Here is an 18,484-nt window from a genome sequence, read left to right on the forward strand (position 1 = left end):
CTATGTAGGGAAGGGATAAACGCTGAAAGCATCTAAGTGTGAAACCCACCTCAAGATGAGATTTCCCATGATTTTATATCAGTAAGAGCCCTGAGAGATGATCAGGTAGATAGGTTAGAAGTGGAAGTGTGGCGACACATGTAGCGGACTAATACTAATAGCTCGAGGACTTATCCAAAGTAACTGAGAATATGAAAGCGAGAGGTTTTCTTGGTTTGAATAGATATTCAATTTTGAGTAGGTATTACTCAGAGTTAAGTGACGATAGCCTAGGAGATACACCTGTACCCATGCCGAACACAGAAGTTAAGCCCTAGAACGCCGGAAGTAGTTGGGGGTTGCCCCCTGTGAGATATGGAAGTCGCTTAGCTCTAGGGAGTTTAGCTCAGCTGGGAGAGCATCTGCCTTACAAGCAGAGGGTCAGCGGTTCGATCCCGTTAACTCCCAAAGGTCCCGTAGTGTAGCGGTTATCACGTCGCCCTGTCACGGCGAAGATCGCGGGTTCGATTCCCGTCGGGACCGTTTAGAATAACGCAAGTTATTTTAGACTCGTTAGCTCAGTTGGTAGAGCAATTGACTTTTAATCAATGGGTCACTGGTTCGAGCCCAGTACGGGTCATATATGCGGGTTTGGCGGAATTGGCAGACGCACCAGATTTAGGATCTGGCGCTTAACGGCGTGGGGGTTCAAGTCCCTTAACCCGCATTAAGATATAATAAATGAGCCGGCTTAGCTCAGTTGGTAGAGCATCTGATTTGTAATCAGAGGGTCGCGTGTTCAAGTCATGTAGCCGGCATTTTTAGATAGAAGAAAACAGTGCGAACGTAGTTCAGTGGTAGAACACCACCTTGCCAAGGTGGGGGTCGCGGGTTCGAATCCCGTCGTTCGCTTTGAGAGGCCGGGGTGGCGGAACTGGCAGACGCACAGGACTTAAAATCCTGCGATTGGTAACGATCGTACCGGTTCGATTCCGGTCCTCGGCATAAACTAATGAGCACCCTTAGCTCAACTGGATAGAGTACCTGACTACGAATCAGGCGGTTAGAGGTTCGACTCCTCTAGGGTGCATTTTTCTATTTAACTCGGGAAGTAGCTCAGCTTGGTAGAGTACTTGGTTTGGGACCAAGGTGTCGCAGGTTCGAATCCTGTCTTCCCGATTCATTACAGAGATACGTAAGCGTATCTTTTTTTGTTTAACTAGATATTATATACATTAAGAGAGAATCAGTTTGCTTCTCTCTTTTTTAATTGGTTCTTTGTCAACTGTAGTGGGTTGATGAAAAGCTAAGCTCGAGAAAGGACAAATTTCGTCCTTTCTTTTTGATATTCAGAGCGATAAAAATCCGTTTTTTGAAGTTTCCAAAGTTCCGAAAACCAAAGGCATTGCGCTTGATAAGTTTGATGAGATTATTCGTTGCTTCCATTTTTGCGTTGGAAAAGGGGAGTTGAAGGGCGTTGACAATTTTCTTTTTGTCCTTGAGAAAGGTTTTAAAGACAGTCTGAAAAAGAGGATGAACCTGCTTTAGATTGTCCTCAATGAGTCCGAAAAATTTATTCGGTTCCTTATTCTGAAAGTGAAAAAGCAAGAGTCATAGAGATGATAGTGGTGTTTCAAGTCTTCTGAATAGCTCAAAAGCTTGTCTAGAATTTCTTTATTAGTCAAGTGCATACGAAAAGTAGGGAGATTAAAACGTTTATCACTCAATTTACGACTATCCTGCTGGATGAGCTTCTAGTATCGCTTGATAGCCTTGTATTCATGAGATTTTCGATGAAACTGATTCATGATTTGGACACGCACACAACTCATAGCACGGCTCATGTGTTGGACAATATGGAAACGATCCAACACGATTTTAGCGTTTGGGAGTGAAACAGTCTCCCAGACTGTTTCAGCCTGAGCCTAGAAATTCGAAAGCGAAGCTGCTTAGCCAAGTCATAGTAAGGGCTAAACATATCCTTCGTAATGATTCTCACTCGACAGCGAACAGCTCTATGGTAGCGAAGAAAGTTATTTCGGATGCCAGTTTGTGTTCTACCCTCAAGAACAGCTATGATACTGAGATTAAAAAATCTTGCGCAATGAAACTCATCTTCAACTACCGATTGAAACAGTCACTCACCTGACTTTTTTAACATCCAAGGGCATAATTTCAGGCAAATGTCTAAAGTTACACTCAAAGTGAAAGTCATTGAGCTTGCGAATGACAGTTGAAGTTGAAATGGCTAGCTGATGTGAAATATCGGTCATAGAAGTCTTTTCAATCAGCTTTTGAGTAATCTTTTGGTTGATGATACGAGGGATTTGGTGATTCCTCTTGACGATAGAAGTCTCAGCCACCATCGTTTTTGAACAGTGATAGCACTTGAATCGACGCTTGCTAAGCAGAATTCTAGTAGACATACCAGTCGTTTCAAGGTAAGGAATCTTAGACAGTTTTTGAAAGTCATATTTCTTCATTTGACTTCCCACAATGAGGACAAGATGGGGCATCGTATTCCAGTTTAGAGATGATTTACTTGTGGGTATTCCTATTGATAACAGCTAAATTCCCAAACTAAGTTCCACCGCTAGTAAAAGTGGAAGTTCCTTTGAGAAGTTACCCTTATTGATAGCATCCATAATTTGGATATTAGGATCTTTAATATCGAGTAGTTTTGTGATAAAGTGTAGTTGTTCCATATGATTCTTTCTAATGAGTTGTTTGGTAACTTTTCATTATAGATCTTATGGGGACTTTTCTATTGCCACTTTTTTCTTTTTTCCTTTCGTGTTACAATAAAGGTATGAATCAGTATCAGAAAAAGATTGTTAAAGGAACAATTTATTCGCTCCTATCCGGCTTAATCTGGGGAATCTGTGGAATTTTAGGAGAATATTTCTTTACTTATTATCAAGTGTCCTCTGGCTGGATTACCTCTATGCGTTTGACACTGGCAGGGAGTCTTGTGCTCATTTGGTCTGCAGTGCAATTAAAATCGCAAGTGCTAGATATTTGGCGAGATAAGAAAAATTATCTGCCCTTTTTAGCCTATTCTATTTTGGGGATTTTTTCAGTTCAGTTTTTTTTCTATCTCTGTGTAGAATACTCAAATGCAGCGACAGCAACTATTTTACAGTTTATTAGCCCTGTCTTTATCCTCTTTTACAATCGCTTAGTTTATCAAAAACGAGCGTCAAAAAGCGCTATTTTTTATGTTTTGGTTGCCATGCTGGGTGTTTGCCTGATGGCGACAAAGGGAGATCTCTCTCAATTATCCATGACACCGCTAGCACTTGTGACGGGTTTGCTGAGTGCCATGGGGGTCATGTTTAATGTTATCTTGCCTCAACCTTTTGCGAAGCGCTATGGTTTTGTACCCACGGTTGGGTGGGGTATGATTTTAGCAGGTTTATTTAGCAATGTTCTCTCACCAGTTTATCAGCTTTCCTTTACTCTTGATATTTGGAGTATCTTGATTTGTCTCATTATCGCTTTCTTTGGGACGGCTTTTGCCTTTTTTATTTCCATGAAGGCAGTGTCCTTGGTTTCTCCTTTGGTGGTTTCTGTCATTAGTGCCAGTGAACCTCTCTCCTCTGCTCTCTTGAGTGTTTTGTTTTTAGGATTGGTGGTGGATTGGTCCCTTCTTCTAGCTATGGCCCTGATTATTTTACCCATGATTTTCCTATCGATAGAAGAAGCGAAAGAAAGTAAATAAAAAGTCTTTTCTTAATTCTAAAAGTGTGCTATACTAGAATAGTCAATAAAACACGGGGAGATAGTTGTGAAGAGTGTTTTTAGGTTGTATCGGTAGGGGCTTGCTTTTACCGACAGCACGTTTTATCTCACATCCCTAAAAATCATACCTAAAAACAAACAAAAAGGCTTCAAATTTGAAGCCTTTTTTGGTAGAATAGGTATCATTAAAATGAACTAGGAGGCGCCTATGACTGCTACAAAAATGAACGCACAAGAAATTATCCAATTTATCGCCAATGCTGAGAAGAAAACCAGTGTAAAAGTAACCTTTGAGGGAGAACTTGCAACTGCTGTACCTAGCTCTGTTGTCAAACTAGGGAATGTCCTATTTGGAGACTGGAAGGATGTAGCTCCTCTTCTCGATGGCTTGGTAGAAAATCAAGACTATGTTGTTGAGCAAGACGCTCGTAATTCTGCAGTTCCCTTGCTAGATAAACGTGCTATCAACGCTCGTATTGAGCCGGGTGCGATTATCCGTGATCAGGTTGAAATTGGTGACAATGCTGTTATCATGATGGGAGCAGTTATCAATATCGGTGCTGAAATTGGTGCAGGAACCATGATTGACATGGGTGCTATCCTTGGTGGCCGTGCTATCGTGGGGAAAAACAGTCACGTTGGTGCAGGTGCAGTTTTGGCAGGTGTGATTGAGCCAGCTAGTGCTGAACCAGTCCGTGTCGGAGACAATGTTCTCATCGGGGCCAATGCAGTGGTTATCGAAGGAGTTCAAATCGGTAGTGGTTCAGTTGTCGCGGCAGGAGCTATCGTTACCCAAGATGTCCCAGAAAACGTGGTGGTAGCAGGTGTTCCAGCTCGTATCATCAAAGAGATTGATGCCCAAACTCAACAAAAAACAGCGCTAGAAGATGCGCTTCGTACCTTGTAATTGTAAATGAAAAATAGAGGCGGAACTCTTTTCTAGCCTCTTTCTGCTATATAGGAGGACAGATAGATGTTAGATTTGATTCAGACTAGACGAGATTTGCACCAGATTCCAGAGATTGGCTTGGAGGAGTTCAAGACTCATGCTTATTTGATGGATGTGATTGAGAAATTGACTGCGGGCAAGGACTTTGTTCAAGTTCGTACTTGGCAGACAGGTATTTTGGTCTACTTACAGGGAAGTCAGCCAGAGCGTACCATTGGTTGGCGGACAGATATTGATGGTCTACCTATTGTTGAACAAACAGGCCTTCCTTTTGCTTCTCAGCACCAAGGTCGTATGCACGCTTGTGGACATGATTTCCACATGACCATTGCCTTGGGTTGTCTTGAGCGTGCACTGGAGGAGCAACCAAAGAACAATCTGCTTTTCCTATTTCAACCTGCTGAAGAGAATGAAGCAGGTGGGATGCTCATGTATGAGGATGGTGCTTTTGGAGACTGGTTGCCAGACCAATTTTATGGTCTCCATGTCCGTCCAGATTTGAAGGTTGGTCAGATCGCGACCAATACCCATACACTCTTTGCAGGGACCTGTGAGGTGAAGATTCGTTTCAAAGGAAAAGGAGGACATGCAGCCTTTCCACATGAAGCCAATGACGCCTTGGTAGCGGCTAGTTACTTTGTAACCCAAGTGCAGTCAGTGGTCAGCCGAAATGTCAACCCAATCGAGGGAGCGGTGGTGACCTTTGGAGTTTTCCAAGCTGGAACAACCAACAATGTCATCACAGACACAGCCTTTTTACATGGAACTATTCGGGCCTTGACTCAGGACATGAGTCTCTTGGTTCAAAAGAGGGTCAAAACAGTTGCAGAAGGAGTTGCAGCTTCCTTTGATATGGAAGTCGAAGTTGAACTCAAGCAAGGTGGTTACCTGCCTGTTGAGAACAATCCAGCCTTGGCGCGTGAACTGATGGATTTCTTTGAAGAAAAAGACGGAATTGAGTTAATTGATATTGAACCTGCTATGACAGGTGAAGACTTTGGTTATCTCCTTTCGAAGGTAGACGGTGTTATGTTTTGGTTGGGTATCGATAGTCCCTACGCTCTTCATCACCCTCAGATGAGTCCTAAGGAAGAAGCATTAGCTATTGGGGTGGATGCGGTCTCTAGTTTCCTCAAAAAGAAGGCAGCAGAGTAGAGGGGTTGTCTATGAAATCGGAATTACGTAAGCAAGTCTTACAAGAAATGAAGGTTTTACCTCGAGAGCAAAAACAATTTATAGACCAAACTTTAACTGAGCGACTTTTACACCATCCCTTCTACCAAGAAGCTAAGGTCATCGCAAGCTACCTCTCTTTTCCTCATGAGTTTCAAACGCAGGAACTGATTGAGCAGGCGCTGAAGGACAGCAAGAAGGTTCTGATACCCAAAACTTATCCCAAGGGGTGCATGGACTTTGTAGTCTATAATCCGCAACAACTGGTCAAAACTTCCTTTGGCTTACTGGAACCACAGGGAGATTTGGAAGTGGTGGATGCCTCTCAGATTGATTTGATTCATGTTCCTGGTCTGGCTTTTACGACGGAAGGATATCGGATTGGATACGGTGGAGGCTATTATGACCGCTATCTGGAACATTTTTCTGGTCATACTTTGAGTACGGTTTATCCTTGTCAAATTCAGGATTTTATCCCTGAAAAGCATGATATTCCTGTTCAGGAGGTTTTAATTGATGAAGGAAATCTTTGATAGACGTTACCCTGTAACGAGTTGCTTCCTCTTAGTGACGGCCTTGGTGTTTCTACTAATGTTGGTGACTACAGGTGGAAACTTTGACAGGGCGGATACCTTATTTCGATTTGGAGCCATGTATGGGCCTGCTATTCGGCTCTTTCCCGAGCAGATTTGGCGTCTCTTTTCTGCCATTTTTGTTCATATTGGGTGGGAGCATTTCATTGTTAATATGCTTTCGCTCTATTATCTTGGTAGGCAAGTAGAGGAAATTTTCGGATCCAAGAAGTTTTTCTTTCTCTATCTTTTATCAGGAATGATGGGCAATCTCTTTGTTTTTGTATTTAGTCCCAAATCCTTAGCAGCAGGAGCCTCTACCTCTCTTTATGGGCTATTTGCCGCGATTATTGTTCTTCGCTATGCTACTCGGAACCCCTATATCCAGCAGCTAGGCCAATCTTATCTGACACTTTTTGTGGTTAACATTATTGGAAGTGTTCTGATTCCAGGAATCAGCCTAGCAGGCCATATCGGTGGTGCAGTCGGCGGAGCATTTCTAGCAATTATCTTTCCAGTTCGAGGAGAAAGAAGGATGTATGGTACCAGCCAGAGGTTAGGAGCGGTAGTGTTATTCGTAGGACTCGCAGTTTTGCTTTTCTACAAGGGAATGGGGTTGTGACGACTAATATGTAAACTTGAATAAGAAAAAAAGCTACTTGAAAAATGAGTAGCTTTTAATGGTTTTGGAACTATTCGAACCAACACAGCTCTAAAAATAAGTCTTTGTGTGTAGATGATTTGAGAAAGTGAGCGCCCATTCTATCGCGAAGAAGTCATTTGTAAATAAGTTTTTTTGCAGAAAATTGAGAATGGTGTGCTTTTTTATTTCTTTTGTATCGTAAGTTTCTAGAATATAGTGTTGTATCAGTCTTATTATATATTTTAAAAATAGAAAATGTTATAATATTAGAAATTGATTGAAGAATTATTAGAATAAAAGAGGTATAAAGTTGGAAAATTGTGTTTACATTATTTCAGGCCCCCCAGGCGTTGGGAAAAGTACTGTTAGTAAAGAGTTAGCTTATTCTTTTGATAAAAGTGCAGTTATAGAGGGGGATTTGATTTACTTAATGATTAAAGGTGGTATAGTGGCTCCCTGGGAAGATGAGGGCTATTACATGGATTTGTTTTGGGACAATATCATCAGCTTGACCAATAATTTTATAACTCGAGGCATCTCTGTCGTAATAGAGTATGTCATTTTTGAATACCAACTGAAGAAAATTGCTTCTTTCTTAAAAGAAAAACAAATTGGTCTAAAATATTGTGTCTTAATGGCCGAAGAAAAAACCTTGAAAGATAGGGATGATTCTCGAAAAGAAATTGAAAGAGTGGGCAACTTATCAATACAAGCAAGAAGTGAGTTTCTAGCTAAAAATAAGGAGAAGGAAAAACATTTTCTGTATACAGATGATTTAGACGTCCCCAAAATAGCAAATATCATTAAAACTTCAAATCGATTTTTGATTGAAAATCTGTAATCCATCATTAAGGACCGAAGTTGAGTTGGTAGATTTAGAGACATATCTCATAAATCTTTAAATTGTATGTAAATTTGTAAAATAATTAAGTCTCCAGAGTCAACTTGCTGGAGACTTAATTTATTAACTGGAAACTAATTCTATTCCCCCTCAGCTAATTCTTTTCCCAATTGGATGAGGTAATCTTTCAAGTCATCTTTGACTTGTGGGTGCTTGAGGGCATAGTCAATAGATGTTTTCATAAAGCCAAACTTATCCCCAACGTCGTAACGAGCTCCTGTAAATTCACGAGCGAAAACACGTTGCGTTTTATTAAGCGTATCAATAGCGTCGGTAAGCTGGATTTCATTTCCAGCGCCAGGAGCTTGATTTTCTAAGATATCAAAAATTTCAGGTGTCAGAAGATAGCGTCCGATGATTGCCAAATCACTTGGAGCATCTTCTGGAGCTGGTTTTTCAACGAAAGTTTCGACACTGTAGAGACCATTAATCCCTTCACCCTGAGGAGCGATAACTCCATATGCTGAAACTTCTTCATGAGGGACAGGCATAACAGCAATTGTTGATGCGTGAGTCGACTCGTAATCATTCATCAATTGTTTTGTCAAAGGTATAGCGTTGTCATCTGTGATATCCATTAGGTCGTCACCAAGCATGACAACGAAGGGTTCATTCGCCACAAAAGCTTTTGCTTGTAAGACAGCATCGCCAAGACCACGAGGATGGCTTTGACGGATAAAGTGAAGGCGAATGCCAGTTGTTTCGTCGACTAATTTTAGCAAGTCATGTTTGCCTTTTTCTTTGAGGTTGTATTCAAGCTCAAAGTTTGAGTCAAAGTGGTCTTCAATAGAACGTTTTGATTTACCAGTGACAACCAGAATATCTTCAATACCTGATTTAAGAGCTTCTTCGACGATAAATTGGATAGTTGGTTTGTCCACAATTGGCAACATTTCTTTAGCAAGTGCTTTGGTTGCTGGTAAAAATCGAGTCCCGAGTCCAGCGGCAGGGATGACTGCCTTTCTAACTTTTGATGTCATAAGAATCCTTTCTTTAGAGGGTTAAGACCACTCATTTTCTGCTTTAAATTCATTGTTCATGATGTCATAAATGGCATCTTTGATATTGGTTCCGTGGTAGATAACTTGATAAATGGCTTGTGTAATGGGCATATAGACTCCAAGTTCTTGCGCTAGTTCGTAGGCTGCTCGAGTCGTTGAGATTCCTTCGATTACCATGCCCATATTGGCTTCGATATTAGCTAGAGATTCTCCACGACCAAGGGCATCTCCAGCTCTCCAGTTACGAGAGTGGATGGAAGTTCCCGTTACAATCAAATCTCCCACACCAGATAAGCCGCTATAGGTCAATGGATTGGCTCCGAGTGCTACCCCTAGACGAGTAATTTCTGCCAAACCTCGAGCGATGATGGCTGCCTTAGCATTGTCACCAAATCCCAAACCATGTAAAGCTCCAGCACCGACAGCAATAATATTTTTGAGAGCACCAGCGGTTTCCACCCCGATAACATCCGTATTGGTATAAAGTCGGAAGTAGTGATTACTAAAGAGCTCTTGAGCGTATTGAGCGGTTTGTAAGTCTTTAGAAGCAGCGGTGATTAAAGTTAGGTCACGCACAATGGTTTCTTCTGCATGACTAGGTCCTGAAACAACGACAATATCACTGCGGAGATGTTCAGGAATTTCTTCGTCAAGGATAGTTGATAATCGTTTATGGCTATCAGGTTCTAATCCCTTTGATGCGTGCATGATGATAGCCTTATGGTCCAAGGTTTTTGCAACTTGTTGGGCAACAAGTCGTGTCACTTTTGTTGGGACAACAAACAAAATCGCATCTACATCTTTCAGTGCCTCTGCTAAGTCGGTGTAGGCAATGATATTTTCATCTAGAACGACATCTTTAAAGTAGTGTTTGTTAGTATGATAGGTATTAATTTCATTGATTTGCTCGGGAATGTTTCCCCAAATACGTACCTCGTGTCCATTGTCATTTAAGACTTGTGAAAGGGCAGTTCCCCAAGAACCAGGCCCCAAGACGGCGATGGTTTGTTTTTCCATATTCCCCTCCTTTATAACCTTCTTTTTACTATTTTACCATAAAAACCTTTATCATGCATTACTGTAGATGAAAGCGCACTAATTTGTATCAAGGAGACTTCTTTGACAAGTTCCCACTTTTTTGCTAGAATAACATCACACAAACAGAATGAGAAGGAGCTGACGCATTGTCGCTCTCTTTTGTCTATTTTTTAAGGAGAAAGTATGCTGATTCAGAAAATAAAAACCTACAAGTGGCAGGCCTTGGCTTCGCTCCTGATGACAGGCTTGATGGTTGCTAGTTCACTTTTGCAACCGCGTTATCTGCAGGAAGTGTTAGACGCCCTCCTTGCTGGGAAATATGAAGCCATTTATAGTATAGGGGCTTGGTTGATTGGTGTGGCCTTGGTCGGTCTAGTTGCTGGTGGTCTTAATGTTGTCCTAGCAGCCTATATTGCCCAAGGAGTTTCATCCGATCTTCGAGAGGATGCCTTCCGTAAAATCCAAACCTTTTCTTATGCCAATATTGAACAATTTAATGCGGGAAATCTAGTCGTTCGCATGACAAATGATATCAACCAGATTCAGAACGTGGTCATGATGACCTTCCAAATTCTTTTCAGACTTCCCCTCTTGTTCATCGGTTCGTTTATCTTGGCGGTTCAAACCCTACCTTCTCTGTGGTGGGTGATTGTTCTCATGGTGATCTTAATTTTTGGTTTGACTGCTGTCATGATGGGTATGATGGGGCCTCGTTTTGCCAAGTTTCAAACCCTTCTTGAACGCATCAATGCCATTGCCAAGGAAAATCTGCGTGGCGTTCGTGTGGTCAAGTCCTTTGTCCAAGAAAAAGAGCAGTTTGCTAAGTTTACGGAGGTTTCAGACGAGCTACTCGGTCAAAATCTTTACATTGGTTATGCCTTTTCAGTAGTGGAACCCTTTATGATGTTGGTCGGTTATGGGTCGGTATTCCTCTCTATTTGGCTAGTTGCAGGGATGGTTCAGTCGGATCCGTCAGTTGTTGGCTCCATTGCTTCCTTTGTCAATTACCTAAGCCAGATTATCTTTACCATTGTTATGGTTGGATTTTTGGGAAATTCTGTCAGTCGTGCCATGATTTCTATGCGTCGTATTCGAGAAATTCTGGACGCAGAGCCAGCCATGACCTTCAAGGATGTCCCAGATGAAGAGTTGGTCGGCAGTCTTAGCTTTGAAAATGTGACCTTTACCTATCCAATGGACAAGGAACCGATGCTGAAAGATGTGAGCTTTACTATCGAACCTGGTCAAATGGTTGGCGTAGTTGGAGCAACTGGTGCAGGAAAATCAACCTTGGCTCAATTAATTCCACGTCTCTTTGACCCACAGAAAGGGGCCATCAAAATCGGAGGCAAGGATATTCGAGAAGTGAGTGAAGGAACCCTGCGTAAAACAGTTTCTATCGTTCTTCAGCGTGCCATTCTCTTTAGTGGAACGATTGCAGATAACTTGAGACAGGGTAAGGGAGATGCCACTCTATTTGAAATGGAGCGTGCAGCCAATATTGCCCAAGCCAGTGAATTCATTCATCGTATGGAGAAAACCTTTGAAAGTCCAGTTGAGGAACGGGGAACCAATTTCTCTGGTGGGCAAAAGCAAAGGATGTCGATTGCTCGTGGAATTGTCAGCAATCCACGTATTCTGATTTTTGACGATTCGACCTCGGCCTTAGATGCCAAGTCAGAGCGCCTGGTTCAAGAAGCCTTGAATAAGGACTTGAAGGGAACGACAACTATTATCATCGCGCAAAAGATTAGCTCGGTTGTTCATGCAGATAAAATCTTGGTTCTAGATCAAGGACGATTGATTGGTCAAGGTACGCATGCAGACTTGGTTGCCAACAATGATGTTTACCGTGAAATCTATGAAACACAGAAAGGAAAGGAGGAGTAACATGAAGACAGTTCAATTTTTTTGGAATTATTTTAAAGTCTATAAGCTATCATTTGTAGTTGTTATCCTGATGATTGTTCTGGCGACTCTTGCCCAAGCTCTCTTTCCGGTATTTTCTGGACAAGCGGTAACAGAGTTAGCTAATTTAGTTCAAGCTTATCAAAATGGCAATCCAGAACTTGTTTGGCAAAGCCTATCAGGAATCATGGTCAATCTTGGTCTGCTAGTTTTGGTTCTATTTATCTCCAGTGTGATATACATGTGTCTCATGACGCGCGTGATTGCAGAATCGACGAACGAGATGCGCAAAGGCCTCTTCGGTAAGCTTGCTCGGTTGACTGTTTCTTTCTTTGATCGCCGACAAGATGGCGATATCCTGTCTCGTTTTACCAGTGATTTGGATAATATCCTCCAAGCTTTTAACGAAAGCTTGATTCAGGTCATGAGCAACATCGTTCTATACATTGGTCTGATTCTTGTCATGTTTTCGAGAAATGTGACGCTGGCCCTCATCACTATTGCCAGTACACCAGTGGCCTTTCTCATGCTGATTTTTATCGTGAAAATGGCACGGAAATATACCAACCTCCAGCAGAAAGAGGTAGGGAAGCTCAATGCCTATATGGATGAAAGTATCTCAGGTCAAAAAGCCGTGATTGTGCAAGGTATTCAAGAGGATATGATGGCAGGATTTCTTGAGCAAAATGAACGTGTGCGCAAGGCAACCTTTAAAGGAAGAATGTTTTCAGGAATTCTGTTCCCTGTCATGAATGGGATGAGTTTGGTTAACACAGCCATCGTCATCTTTGCGGGTTCAGCTGTTTTATTAAATGACAAGACTATTGAAACCAGTACAGCCCTAGGTTTGATTGTTATGTTTGCTCAATTTTCACAGCAGTACTACCAGCCTATTATTCAAGTTGCAGCTAGTTGGGGAAGTCTTCAGTTGGCCTTTACAGGTGCTGAACGGATTCAGGAAATGTTTGATGCTGAAGAAGAAATTCGACCTGAAAAGGCTCCAACCTTTACCAAGTTGCAAGAAGGTGTTGAAATCAGTCATATTGATTTTTCATACTTGCCTGACAAACCTATTTTGAAAGATGTCAGCATTTCTGCCCCTAAAGGCCAGATGACAGCGGTTGTTGGTCCGACGGGTTCAGGAAAAACTACCATTATGAACCTCATCAATCGCTTTTATGATGTTGATGCTGGTGGTATTTATTTTGACGGCAAAGACATTCGCGACTATGACTTGGATAGTCTCAGAAGTAAGGTGGGAATTGTTTTGCAGGATTCGGTCTTGTTTAGCGGAACGATTCGAGACAATATCCGTTTCGGTGTGCCAGATGCTAGTCAAGAAATGGTTGAGGCAGCAGCCAAGGCAACCCACATTCACGACTATATCGAAAGCTTGCCTGATAAGTACGATACCCTTATCGATGATGATCAAAGCATTTTCTCAACAGGACAGAAGCAATTGATTTCTATCGCTCGAACCCTGATGACAGATCCAGAAGTTCTCATTCTCGATGAAGCCACTTCAAACGTAGATACGGTGACAGAAAGCAAGATTCAGCATGCCATGGAGGCGGTTGTAGCAGGCAGAACTAGTTTCGTCATTGCTCATCGCTTGAAGACCATTCTCAATGCAGACCAGATTATTGTCCTCAAAGATGGAGAAGTCATTGAACGTGGTAACCACCATGAACTTTTGAAACTAGGTGGCTTCTATTCAGAACTCTATCACAATCAATTTGTTTTTGAATAAGAAAGAAGTTGTCCTATGTGGGCAGCTTTTTCTTGTCCATAAAAAATATTTATCACGGACTTTAAAAAAACATATTAGACGAAAGGCGTTTTGAGTGATATGATAGAACTATCGTTAACATTCGAAAGGAGAGACATCATGCCTAGAACGGTTGTAGGAGTTGCTGCAAATCTATGTCCCGTAGACGCAGAAGGCAAAAACATTCATTCATCTGTATCTTGTAGATTCGCAGAGAGCATTCGTCAAGTCGGTGGTCTCCCTTTAGTCATTCCTGTTGGTGATGAGTCAGTTGTACGCGATTATGTAGAAATGATTGACAAACTTATCTTGACAGGCGGTCAAAATGTCCATCCTCAGTTTTATGGAGAGAAAAAGACCATCGAGAGCGATGATTATAATCTAGTCCGTGACGAATTTGAATTGGCACTCTTGAAAGAAGCGCTCCGTCAGAATAAACCAATCATGGCAATCTGTCGCGGTGTCCAACTTGTCAATGTTGCCTTCGGTGGAACGCTCAATCAAGAAATTGAAGGTCACTGGCAAGGATTACCTTTCGGAACATCTCACTCTATTGAGACAGTAGAAGGAAGCGTGGTGGCTAAGCTATTTGGAAAAGAAAGTCAAGTCAACTCCGTCCATCGTCAAAGCATTAAAGATTTGGCACCTAATTTCCGTGTAACTGCTATTGATCCAAGAGACCAGACCATCGAAGCGATTGAGTCTATCGATGAGCACCGCATTATCGGTTTGCAGTGGCATCCAGAGTTTCTGGTCAATGAAGAAGATGGCAATTTAGAATTATTTGAGTATTTATTGAATGAACTGTAACGACTGGAACATCTAGTCGTTCTTTCTTTTATTTTTTCAAAATTTTTGGAATGTGGGATTTTTACGCAAACGTTTGAATTCTGATAAAAATTGGAGAAATTCGACAAAAAACTTGAAAAAAACGAAGGTAAGCGTTATGATAGAAAAGAAGAAATATTGGAGGAATAACATGTCACATATTAAATTTGATTATTCAAAAGTTTTAGACAAATTTGTTGCACCACATGAAGTGGAATACATGCAATCACAAGTAACAGCAGCAGATGAATTGATCCGTAAAGGAACTGGTGCTGGTAGCGACTTTTTGGGATGGTTGGACCTTCCTGAAAACTACGACCGCGAAGAATTTGACCGCATCTTGAAAGCTGCTGAGCAAATCAAATCAGACAGCGATGTTTTGGTTGTAATCGGTATCGGTGGATCTTACCTTGGTGCCAAAGCAGCAATCGACTTCTTGAACCACCACTTTGCAAACTTGCAAACAAAAGAAGAACGCAAGGCTCCACAAATCCTTTACGCAGGAAACTCAATCTCATCTACTTACCTTGCTGACTTGGTAGAGTACGTAGCTGATAAAGATTTCTCAGTAAACGTGATTTCTAAATCAGGTACAACAACTGAACCAGCTATCGCTTTCCGTGTATTCAAAGAACTCTTGGTTAAGAAATACGGTCAAGAAGAGGCTAACAAACGTATCTACGCAACAACTGACCGCCAAAAAGGTGCTGTTAAGGTTGAAGCAGATGCTAACGGTTGGGAAACATTTGTTGTTCCAGATGACATCGGTGGACGCTTCTCAGTATTGACAGCAGTTGGTTTGCTTCCAATCGCAGCATCAGGAGCTGACATCAAAGCCCTTATGGAAGGTGCGAATGCGGCTCGCAAAGACTACACTTCAGATAAAATCTCTGAAAACGAAGCTTACCAATACGCAGCAGTTCGTAACATTCTTTACCGTAAAGGCTATGCAACTGAGATCTTGGTAAACTACGAGCCATCACTTCAATACTTCTCAGAATGGTGGAAACAATTGGCTGGTGAATCAGAAGGAAAAGACCAAAAAGGTATCTACCCAACTTCAGCCAACTTCTCAACTGACTTGCACTCACTTGGTCAATTTATCCAAGAAGGAACTCGTATCATGTTTGAAACAGTTGTCCGTGTTGACAAACCTCGTAAAAACGTGATTATCCCTAGCTTGGAAGAAGACCTTGATGGACTTGGTTACCTTCAAGGAAAAGACGTTGACTTTGTAAACAAAAAAGCGACTGATGGAGTTCTTCTTGCCCACACAGATGGTGATGTACCAAACATGTACGTGACCCTTCCAGAGCAAGACGCTTTCACTCTTGGTTACACAATCTACTTCTTCGAATTGGCTATCGCTCTTTCAGGTTACTTGAATGCTATCAACCCATTTGACCAACCAGGTGTTGAAGCTTACAAACGTAACATGTTTGCCCTTCTTGGAAAACCAGGATTTGAAGAATTGAGCAAAGAACTTAACGCACGTCTATAATAATAGAAGAAAAGAGTGGTTTGCCCACTCTTTTTACTCTCTTTATTCATAGAAATTGGACTCAGCCAAGACTTGTGATATAATATAGAGAGCAAAAAGGCAGACGCCTAGAGACTTTATAGGAGAAACTATGTCAAAAGATATCCGCGTACGTTACGCACCAAGTCCAACAGGACTACTACACATCGGGAATGCCCGTACAGCGTTGTTCAACTACTTGTATGCACGTCATCATGGTGGAACTTTTATCATTCGTATCGAAGATACTGACCGTAAACGTCATGTCGAGGATGGTGAACGTTCACAACTTGAAAACCTTCGCTGGTTAGGCATGGATTGGGATGAAAGCCCAGAAACACATGAAAAATACCGCCAGTCTGAGCGTTTGGACTTGTATCAAAAATACATCGACCAACTGTTAGCTGAAGGAAAAGCCTACAAATCTTACGTTACAGAAGAAGAGTTGGCAGCTGAACGCGAACGCCAAGAAGCAGCTGGCGAAACACCACGCTACATCAATGAATACCTTGGTATGAGTGAAGAAGAAAAAGCAACTTACATCGCAGAACGTGAAGCAGCAGGGATCATCCCAACTGTTCGTTTGGCTGTCAATGAGTCAGGTATCTACAAGTGGCATGATATGGTCAAAGGTGATATCGAATTTGAAGGTGGCAATATCGGTGGTGACTGGGTTATCCAAAAGAAAGACGGCTACCCAACTTACAACTTTGCCGTTGTTATCGATGACCACGACATGCAAATCTCTCATGTAATCCGTGGAGATGACCACATTGCTAATACACCAAAACAGCTTATGGTTTATGAAGCGCTTGGTTGGGAAGCACCAGAGTTTGGTCACATGACCTTAATCATCAACTCTGAAACTGGTAAAAAATTGTCTAAACGTGACACCAACACCCTTCAGTTTATCGAAGACTACCGTAAAAAAGGTTATTTACCAGAAGCAGTCTTTAACTTTATTGCTCTTCTTGGTTGGAACCCAGGTGGCGAAGATGAGATTTTCTCTCGTGAAGAACTCATTAAACTTTTCGATGAAAACCGCCTCAGCAAGTCACCAGCAGCCTTTGACCAGAAGAAACTAGACTGGATGAGCAATGACTATATCAAGAATGCAGACCTAGAAACTATCTTTGAGATGGCAAAACCATTCTTAGAGGAAGCAGGCCGTTTAACTGACAAGGCTGAAAAACTAGTTGAGCTCTATAAACCACAAATGAAATCAGTAGATGAGATTATTCCATTGACAGATCTTTTCTTCTCAGATTTCCCAGAATTGACAGAAGCAGAGCGTGAAGTCATGGCGGGTGAAACAGTCCTAACAGTTCTTGAAGCCTTCAAGGCAAAACTTGAAGCGATGACAGATGATGAATTTGTAACAGAAAATATCTTCCCACAAATCAAAGCTGTTCAAAAAGAAACAGGTATCAAAGGGAAAAATCTCTTCATGCCTATTCGTATCGCTGTTTCAGGTGAAATGCATGGACCAGAATTACCAGATACAATTTTCTTGCTTGGACGTGAAAAATCAATCCAGCATATCGAAAATATGTTAAAAGAAATCTCTAAATAAGAAGGATGTAATAATGGACATCTGGGAAAAGATGTACGAAGAGGCACAGAAATTGTATAATCCACATGAAGTATCTGATTTTGTTTATGCTAATCATGTCGTTGCCGCAGTAGAAGCAGAAGATGGACAAATATTTACAGGTTTCTGCATGGAGGGAACTTGTGGTGTTTTCCATCTCTGCGCAGAGCGGGCGGCTCTCTTCAATATGTACCAATTTTCAGGACAAACTAAGGTTAAAAAAGTATTAGCCTTTCGAGACAAACCACCTTATGGTGGAAGTTCCGGTATGCCTTGTGGCGCTTGCAGAGAATTCCTCTTAGAGTTGAACGCTGAAAATAAAGATGCAGAATTCATGATGGACTATAATATAAGAAAAACAGTTAAAGTTGCAGAACTAATGCCCTATTGGTGGGGAGAAGAACGTGCTTCTAAGTTTAATAATCAATAGAAGAGTCAGTATAATTCTGGCTCTTTTTACTTAATTTGAAAAAAACAGAAAAAAGTAGTTGACAAAGGTGAAAAAGTCTGTATAATAGTAAGAGTTGAAAATAACAGCTCAGGTCCGTTGGTCAAGGGGTTAAGACACCGCCTTTTCACGGCGGTAACACGGGTTCGAATCCCGTACGGACTATGGTATGTTGCGGTTGAGGCACTTGATGAAAAAAGATTAAAAAAGTTTCAAAAAAGTGTTGACAAGAAAAAGCAGCTGTGATATACTAATATAGTTGTCACTTGAGAGAAGCGAGTGACAAAGACCTTTGAAAACTGAACAAGACGAACCAATGTGCAGGGCACTACAACTAAGATTGTAGTACTGAACAATGAAAAAACAATAAATCTGTCAGTGACAGAAATGAGTGAGAACTCAAACTTTTAATGAGAGTTTGATCC

Annotated in this window: 14 protein-coding genes, 10 tRNA genes, 2 rRNA genes and 1 pseudogene; 24 read left to right on the forward strand and 3 right to left on the reverse strand. The window is 41.5% G+C overall.

Translation table 11 applies throughout. The annotated features are described in order from the left end of the window. The 11 genes from SK578_RS00980 to SK578_RS01030 all read left to right on the forward strand — a co-directional run. Positions 1–178: ribosomal RNA gene (locus SK578_RS00980) — 23S ribosomal RNA — on the forward strand; the annotation flags it as partial. A gap of 76 nt (positions 179–254) precedes the next feature. Continuing rightward, positions 255–370, forward strand: a 5S ribosomal RNA gene (rrf, locus tag SK578_RS00985). 4 nt (positions 371–374) lie between these two features. Then, a tRNA-Val gene (locus SK578_RS00990) sits at positions 375–447 on the forward strand. A 2-nt stretch (positions 448–449) separates the two neighbouring features. Then, positions 450–522, forward strand: a tRNA-Asp gene (locus SK578_RS00995). Positions 523–546: 24 nt separating this feature from the next. Beyond that, positions 547–619: transfer RNA gene (locus SK578_RS01000), tRNA-Lys, on the forward strand. A gap of 5 nt (positions 620–624) precedes the next feature. After that, positions 625–706, forward strand: a tRNA-Leu gene (locus SK578_RS01005). Positions 707–724: 18 nt separating this feature from the next. Further along, a tRNA-Thr gene (locus tag SK578_RS01010) sits at positions 725–797 on the forward strand. A gap of 22 nt (positions 798–819) precedes the next feature. Beyond that, positions 820–891: transfer RNA gene (locus tag SK578_RS01015), tRNA-Gly, on the forward strand. A gap of 7 nt (positions 892–898) precedes the next feature. Next, positions 899–984: transfer RNA gene (locus SK578_RS01020), tRNA-Leu, on the forward strand. An 11-nt stretch (positions 985–995) separates the two neighbouring features. Continuing rightward, positions 996–1,069: transfer RNA gene (locus SK578_RS01025), tRNA-Arg, on the forward strand. Positions 1,070–1,084: 15 nt separating this feature from the next. Continuing rightward, a tRNA-Pro gene (locus tag SK578_RS01030) sits at positions 1,085–1,158 on the forward strand. 127 nt (positions 1,159–1,285) lie between these two features. On the opposite strand, the pseudogene SK578_RS10340 reads toward SK578_RS01030, so the two are convergent. Next, positions 1,286–2,684, reverse strand: a pseudogene (locus SK578_RS10340) (transposase). Between the two features lie 104 nt (positions 2,685–2,788). On the opposite strand from SK578_RS10340, the gene SK578_RS01045 reads away from it, so the two are divergent. From SK578_RS01045 to SK578_RS01070, 6 genes are all read left to right on the forward strand, one after another. Continuing rightward, positions 2,789–3,700, forward strand: a complete 912-nt coding sequence (locus SK578_RS01045) for a DMT family transporter (protein ID WP_042749922.1) — start codon at positions 2,789–2,791, stop codon at positions 3,698–3,700. A 228-nt stretch (positions 3,701–3,928) separates the two neighbouring features. Continuing rightward, positions 3,929–4,627, forward strand: a complete 699-nt coding sequence (gene dapD / locus SK578_RS01050; RefSeq protein WP_000127443.1) for a 2,3,4,5-tetrahydropyridine-2,6-dicarboxylate N-acetyltransferase — start codon at positions 3,929–3,931, stop codon at positions 4,625–4,627. Between the two features lie 66 nt (positions 4,628–4,693). Next, a complete protein-coding gene (locus SK578_RS01055) occupies positions 4,694–5,824 on the forward strand; it encodes an N-acetyldiaminopimelate deacetylase (protein ID WP_042749923.1) in 1,131 nt (376 codons plus the stop codon). An 11-nt stretch (positions 5,825–5,835) separates the two neighbouring features. Further along, on the forward strand, positions 5,836–6,375 hold the full coding sequence (locus tag SK578_RS01060) for a 5-formyltetrahydrofolate cyclo-ligase (RefSeq protein WP_042749924.1): 540 nt from the start codon (positions 5,836–5,838) through the stop codon (positions 6,373–6,375). Then, positions 6,359–7,036, forward strand: coding sequence for a rhomboid family intramembrane serine protease (locus tag SK578_RS01065; RefSeq protein WP_042749925.1), 678 nt, complete (start codon positions 6,359–6,361; stop codon positions 7,034–7,036). Before SK578_RS01060 ends, SK578_RS01065 begins: the two co-directional genes overlap by 17 nt. Positions 7,037–7,367: 331 nt before the next feature. Further along, complete coding sequence (locus SK578_RS01070; protein WP_042749927.1) at positions 7,368–7,898, forward strand: ATP-binding protein; 531 nt, start codon at positions 7,368–7,370, stop codon at positions 7,896–7,898. Between the two features lie 140 nt (positions 7,899–8,038). On the opposite strand, the gene galU is transcribed toward SK578_RS01070, so the two are convergent. After that, a complete protein-coding gene (galU, locus tag SK578_RS01075) occupies positions 8,039–8,938 on the reverse strand; it encodes a UTP--glucose-1-phosphate uridylyltransferase GalU (protein WP_042749929.1) in 900 nt (299 codons plus the stop codon). Between the two features lie 21 nt (positions 8,939–8,959). Then, positions 8,960–9,976: an NAD(P)H-dependent glycerol-3-phosphate dehydrogenase gene (locus SK578_RS01080; RefSeq protein ID WP_042749931.1), complete on the reverse strand. Its 1,017-nt coding sequence runs from the start codon at positions 9,974–9,976 to the stop codon at positions 8,960–8,962. Between the two features lie 204 nt (positions 9,977–10,180). Between SK578_RS01080 and patA the strand changes: the two genes are divergently transcribed. The 7 genes from patA (at position 10,181) to SK578_RS01120 (ending at position 18,224) form a co-directional block, all read left to right on the forward strand. Further along, positions 10,181–11,887, forward strand: coding sequence for a multidrug efflux ABC transporter subunit PatA (patA, locus tag SK578_RS01085; protein WP_042749932.1), 1,707 nt, complete (start codon positions 10,181–10,183; stop codon positions 11,885–11,887). 1 nt (position 11,888) lies between these two features. Continuing rightward, positions 11,889–13,655 (forward strand): multidrug efflux ABC transporter subunit PatB, encoded by a 1,767-nt coding sequence (gene patB, locus SK578_RS01090; protein ID WP_042749933.1) that lies wholly within the window; start codon positions 11,889–11,891, stop codon positions 13,653–13,655. A 138-nt stretch (positions 13,656–13,793) separates the two neighbouring features. Beyond that, entirely contained in the window at positions 13,794–14,483 is a 690-nt protein-coding gene (locus SK578_RS01095; protein ID WP_001138351.1) for a gamma-glutamyl-gamma-aminobutyrate hydrolase family protein, read from the forward strand. 169 nt (positions 14,484–14,652) lie between these two features. After that, on the forward strand, positions 14,653–16,002 hold the full coding sequence (locus tag SK578_RS01105; protein ID WP_000018268.1) for a glucose-6-phosphate isomerase: 1,350 nt from the start codon (positions 14,653–14,655) through the stop codon (positions 16,000–16,002). Positions 16,003–16,132: 130 nt separating this feature from the next. Then, the gene (gene gltX, locus SK578_RS01110) at positions 16,133–17,593 is read left to right on the forward strand and encodes a glutamate--tRNA ligase (RefSeq protein ID WP_042749935.1); all 1,461 of its coding nucleotides are present in this window, start codon (positions 16,133–16,135) and stop codon (positions 17,591–17,593) included. Positions 17,594–17,606: 13 nt separating this feature from the next. After that, positions 17,607–18,041 (forward strand): cytidine deaminase family protein, encoded by a 435-nt coding sequence (locus SK578_RS01115; protein WP_042749937.1) that lies wholly within the window; start codon positions 17,607–17,609, stop codon positions 18,039–18,041. 111 nt (positions 18,042–18,152) lie between these two features. Further along, positions 18,153–18,224: transfer RNA gene (locus tag SK578_RS01120), tRNA-Glu, on the forward strand. Positions 18,225–18,484: the final 260 nt, after the last annotated feature.

Origin of the sequence: Streptococcus mitis, assembly GCF_000722755.1 — a bacterium.
Classification (GTDB): Bacteria; Bacillota; Bacilli; order Lactobacillales; family Streptococcaceae; genus Streptococcus; species Streptococcus mitis_CM.

What these genes read in the sequence shown, in the direction of transcription:
- SK578_RS01055 (WP_042749923.1), top strand. Translation starts at nt 4,694, where the DNA reads ATGTTAGATTTGATTCAGACTAGACGAGATTTGCACCAGATTCCAGAG.
- galU (WP_042749929.1), bottom strand. Translation starts at nt 8,938, where the DNA reads ATGACATCAAAAGTTAGAAAGGCAGTCATCCCTGCCGCTGGACTCGGG.
- SK578_RS01115 (WP_042749937.1), top strand. Translation starts at nt 17,607, where the DNA reads ATGGACATCTGGGAAAAGATGTACGAAGAGGCACAGAAATTGTATAAT.
- dapD (WP_000127443.1), top strand. Translation starts at nt 3,929, where the DNA reads ATGACTGCTACAAAAATGAACGCACAAGAAATTATCCAATTTATCGCC.
- gltX (WP_042749935.1), top strand. Translation starts at nt 16,133, where the DNA reads ATGTCAAAAGATATCCGCGTACGTTACGCACCAAGTCCAACAGGACTA.
- SK578_RS01105 (WP_000018268.1), top strand. Translation starts at nt 14,653, where the DNA reads ATGTCACATATTAAATTTGATTATTCAAAAGTTTTAGACAAATTTGTT.
- patB (WP_042749933.1), top strand. Translation starts at nt 11,889, where the DNA reads ATGAAGACAGTTCAATTTTTTTGGAATTATTTTAAAGTCTATAAGCTA.
- SK578_RS01060 (WP_042749924.1), top strand. Translation starts at nt 5,836, where the DNA reads ATGAAATCGGAATTACGTAAGCAAGTCTTACAAGAAATGAAGGTTTTA.
- SK578_RS01080 (WP_042749931.1), bottom strand. Translation starts at nt 9,976, where the DNA reads ATGGAAAAACAAACCATCGCCGTCTTGGGGCCTGGTTCTTGGGGAACT.
- patA (WP_042749932.1), top strand. Translation starts at nt 10,181, where the DNA reads ATGCTGATTCAGAAAATAAAAACCTACAAGTGGCAGGCCTTGGCTTCG.
- SK578_RS01045 (WP_042749922.1), top strand. Translation starts at nt 2,789, where the DNA reads ATGAATCAGTATCAGAAAAAGATTGTTAAAGGAACAATTTATTCGCTC.
- SK578_RS01065 (WP_042749925.1), top strand. Translation starts at nt 6,359, where the DNA reads ATGAAGGAAATCTTTGATAGACGTTACCCTGTAACGAGTTGCTTCCTC.
- SK578_RS01095 (WP_001138351.1), top strand. Translation starts at nt 13,794, where the DNA reads ATGCCTAGAACGGTTGTAGGAGTTGCTGCAAATCTATGTCCCGTAGAC.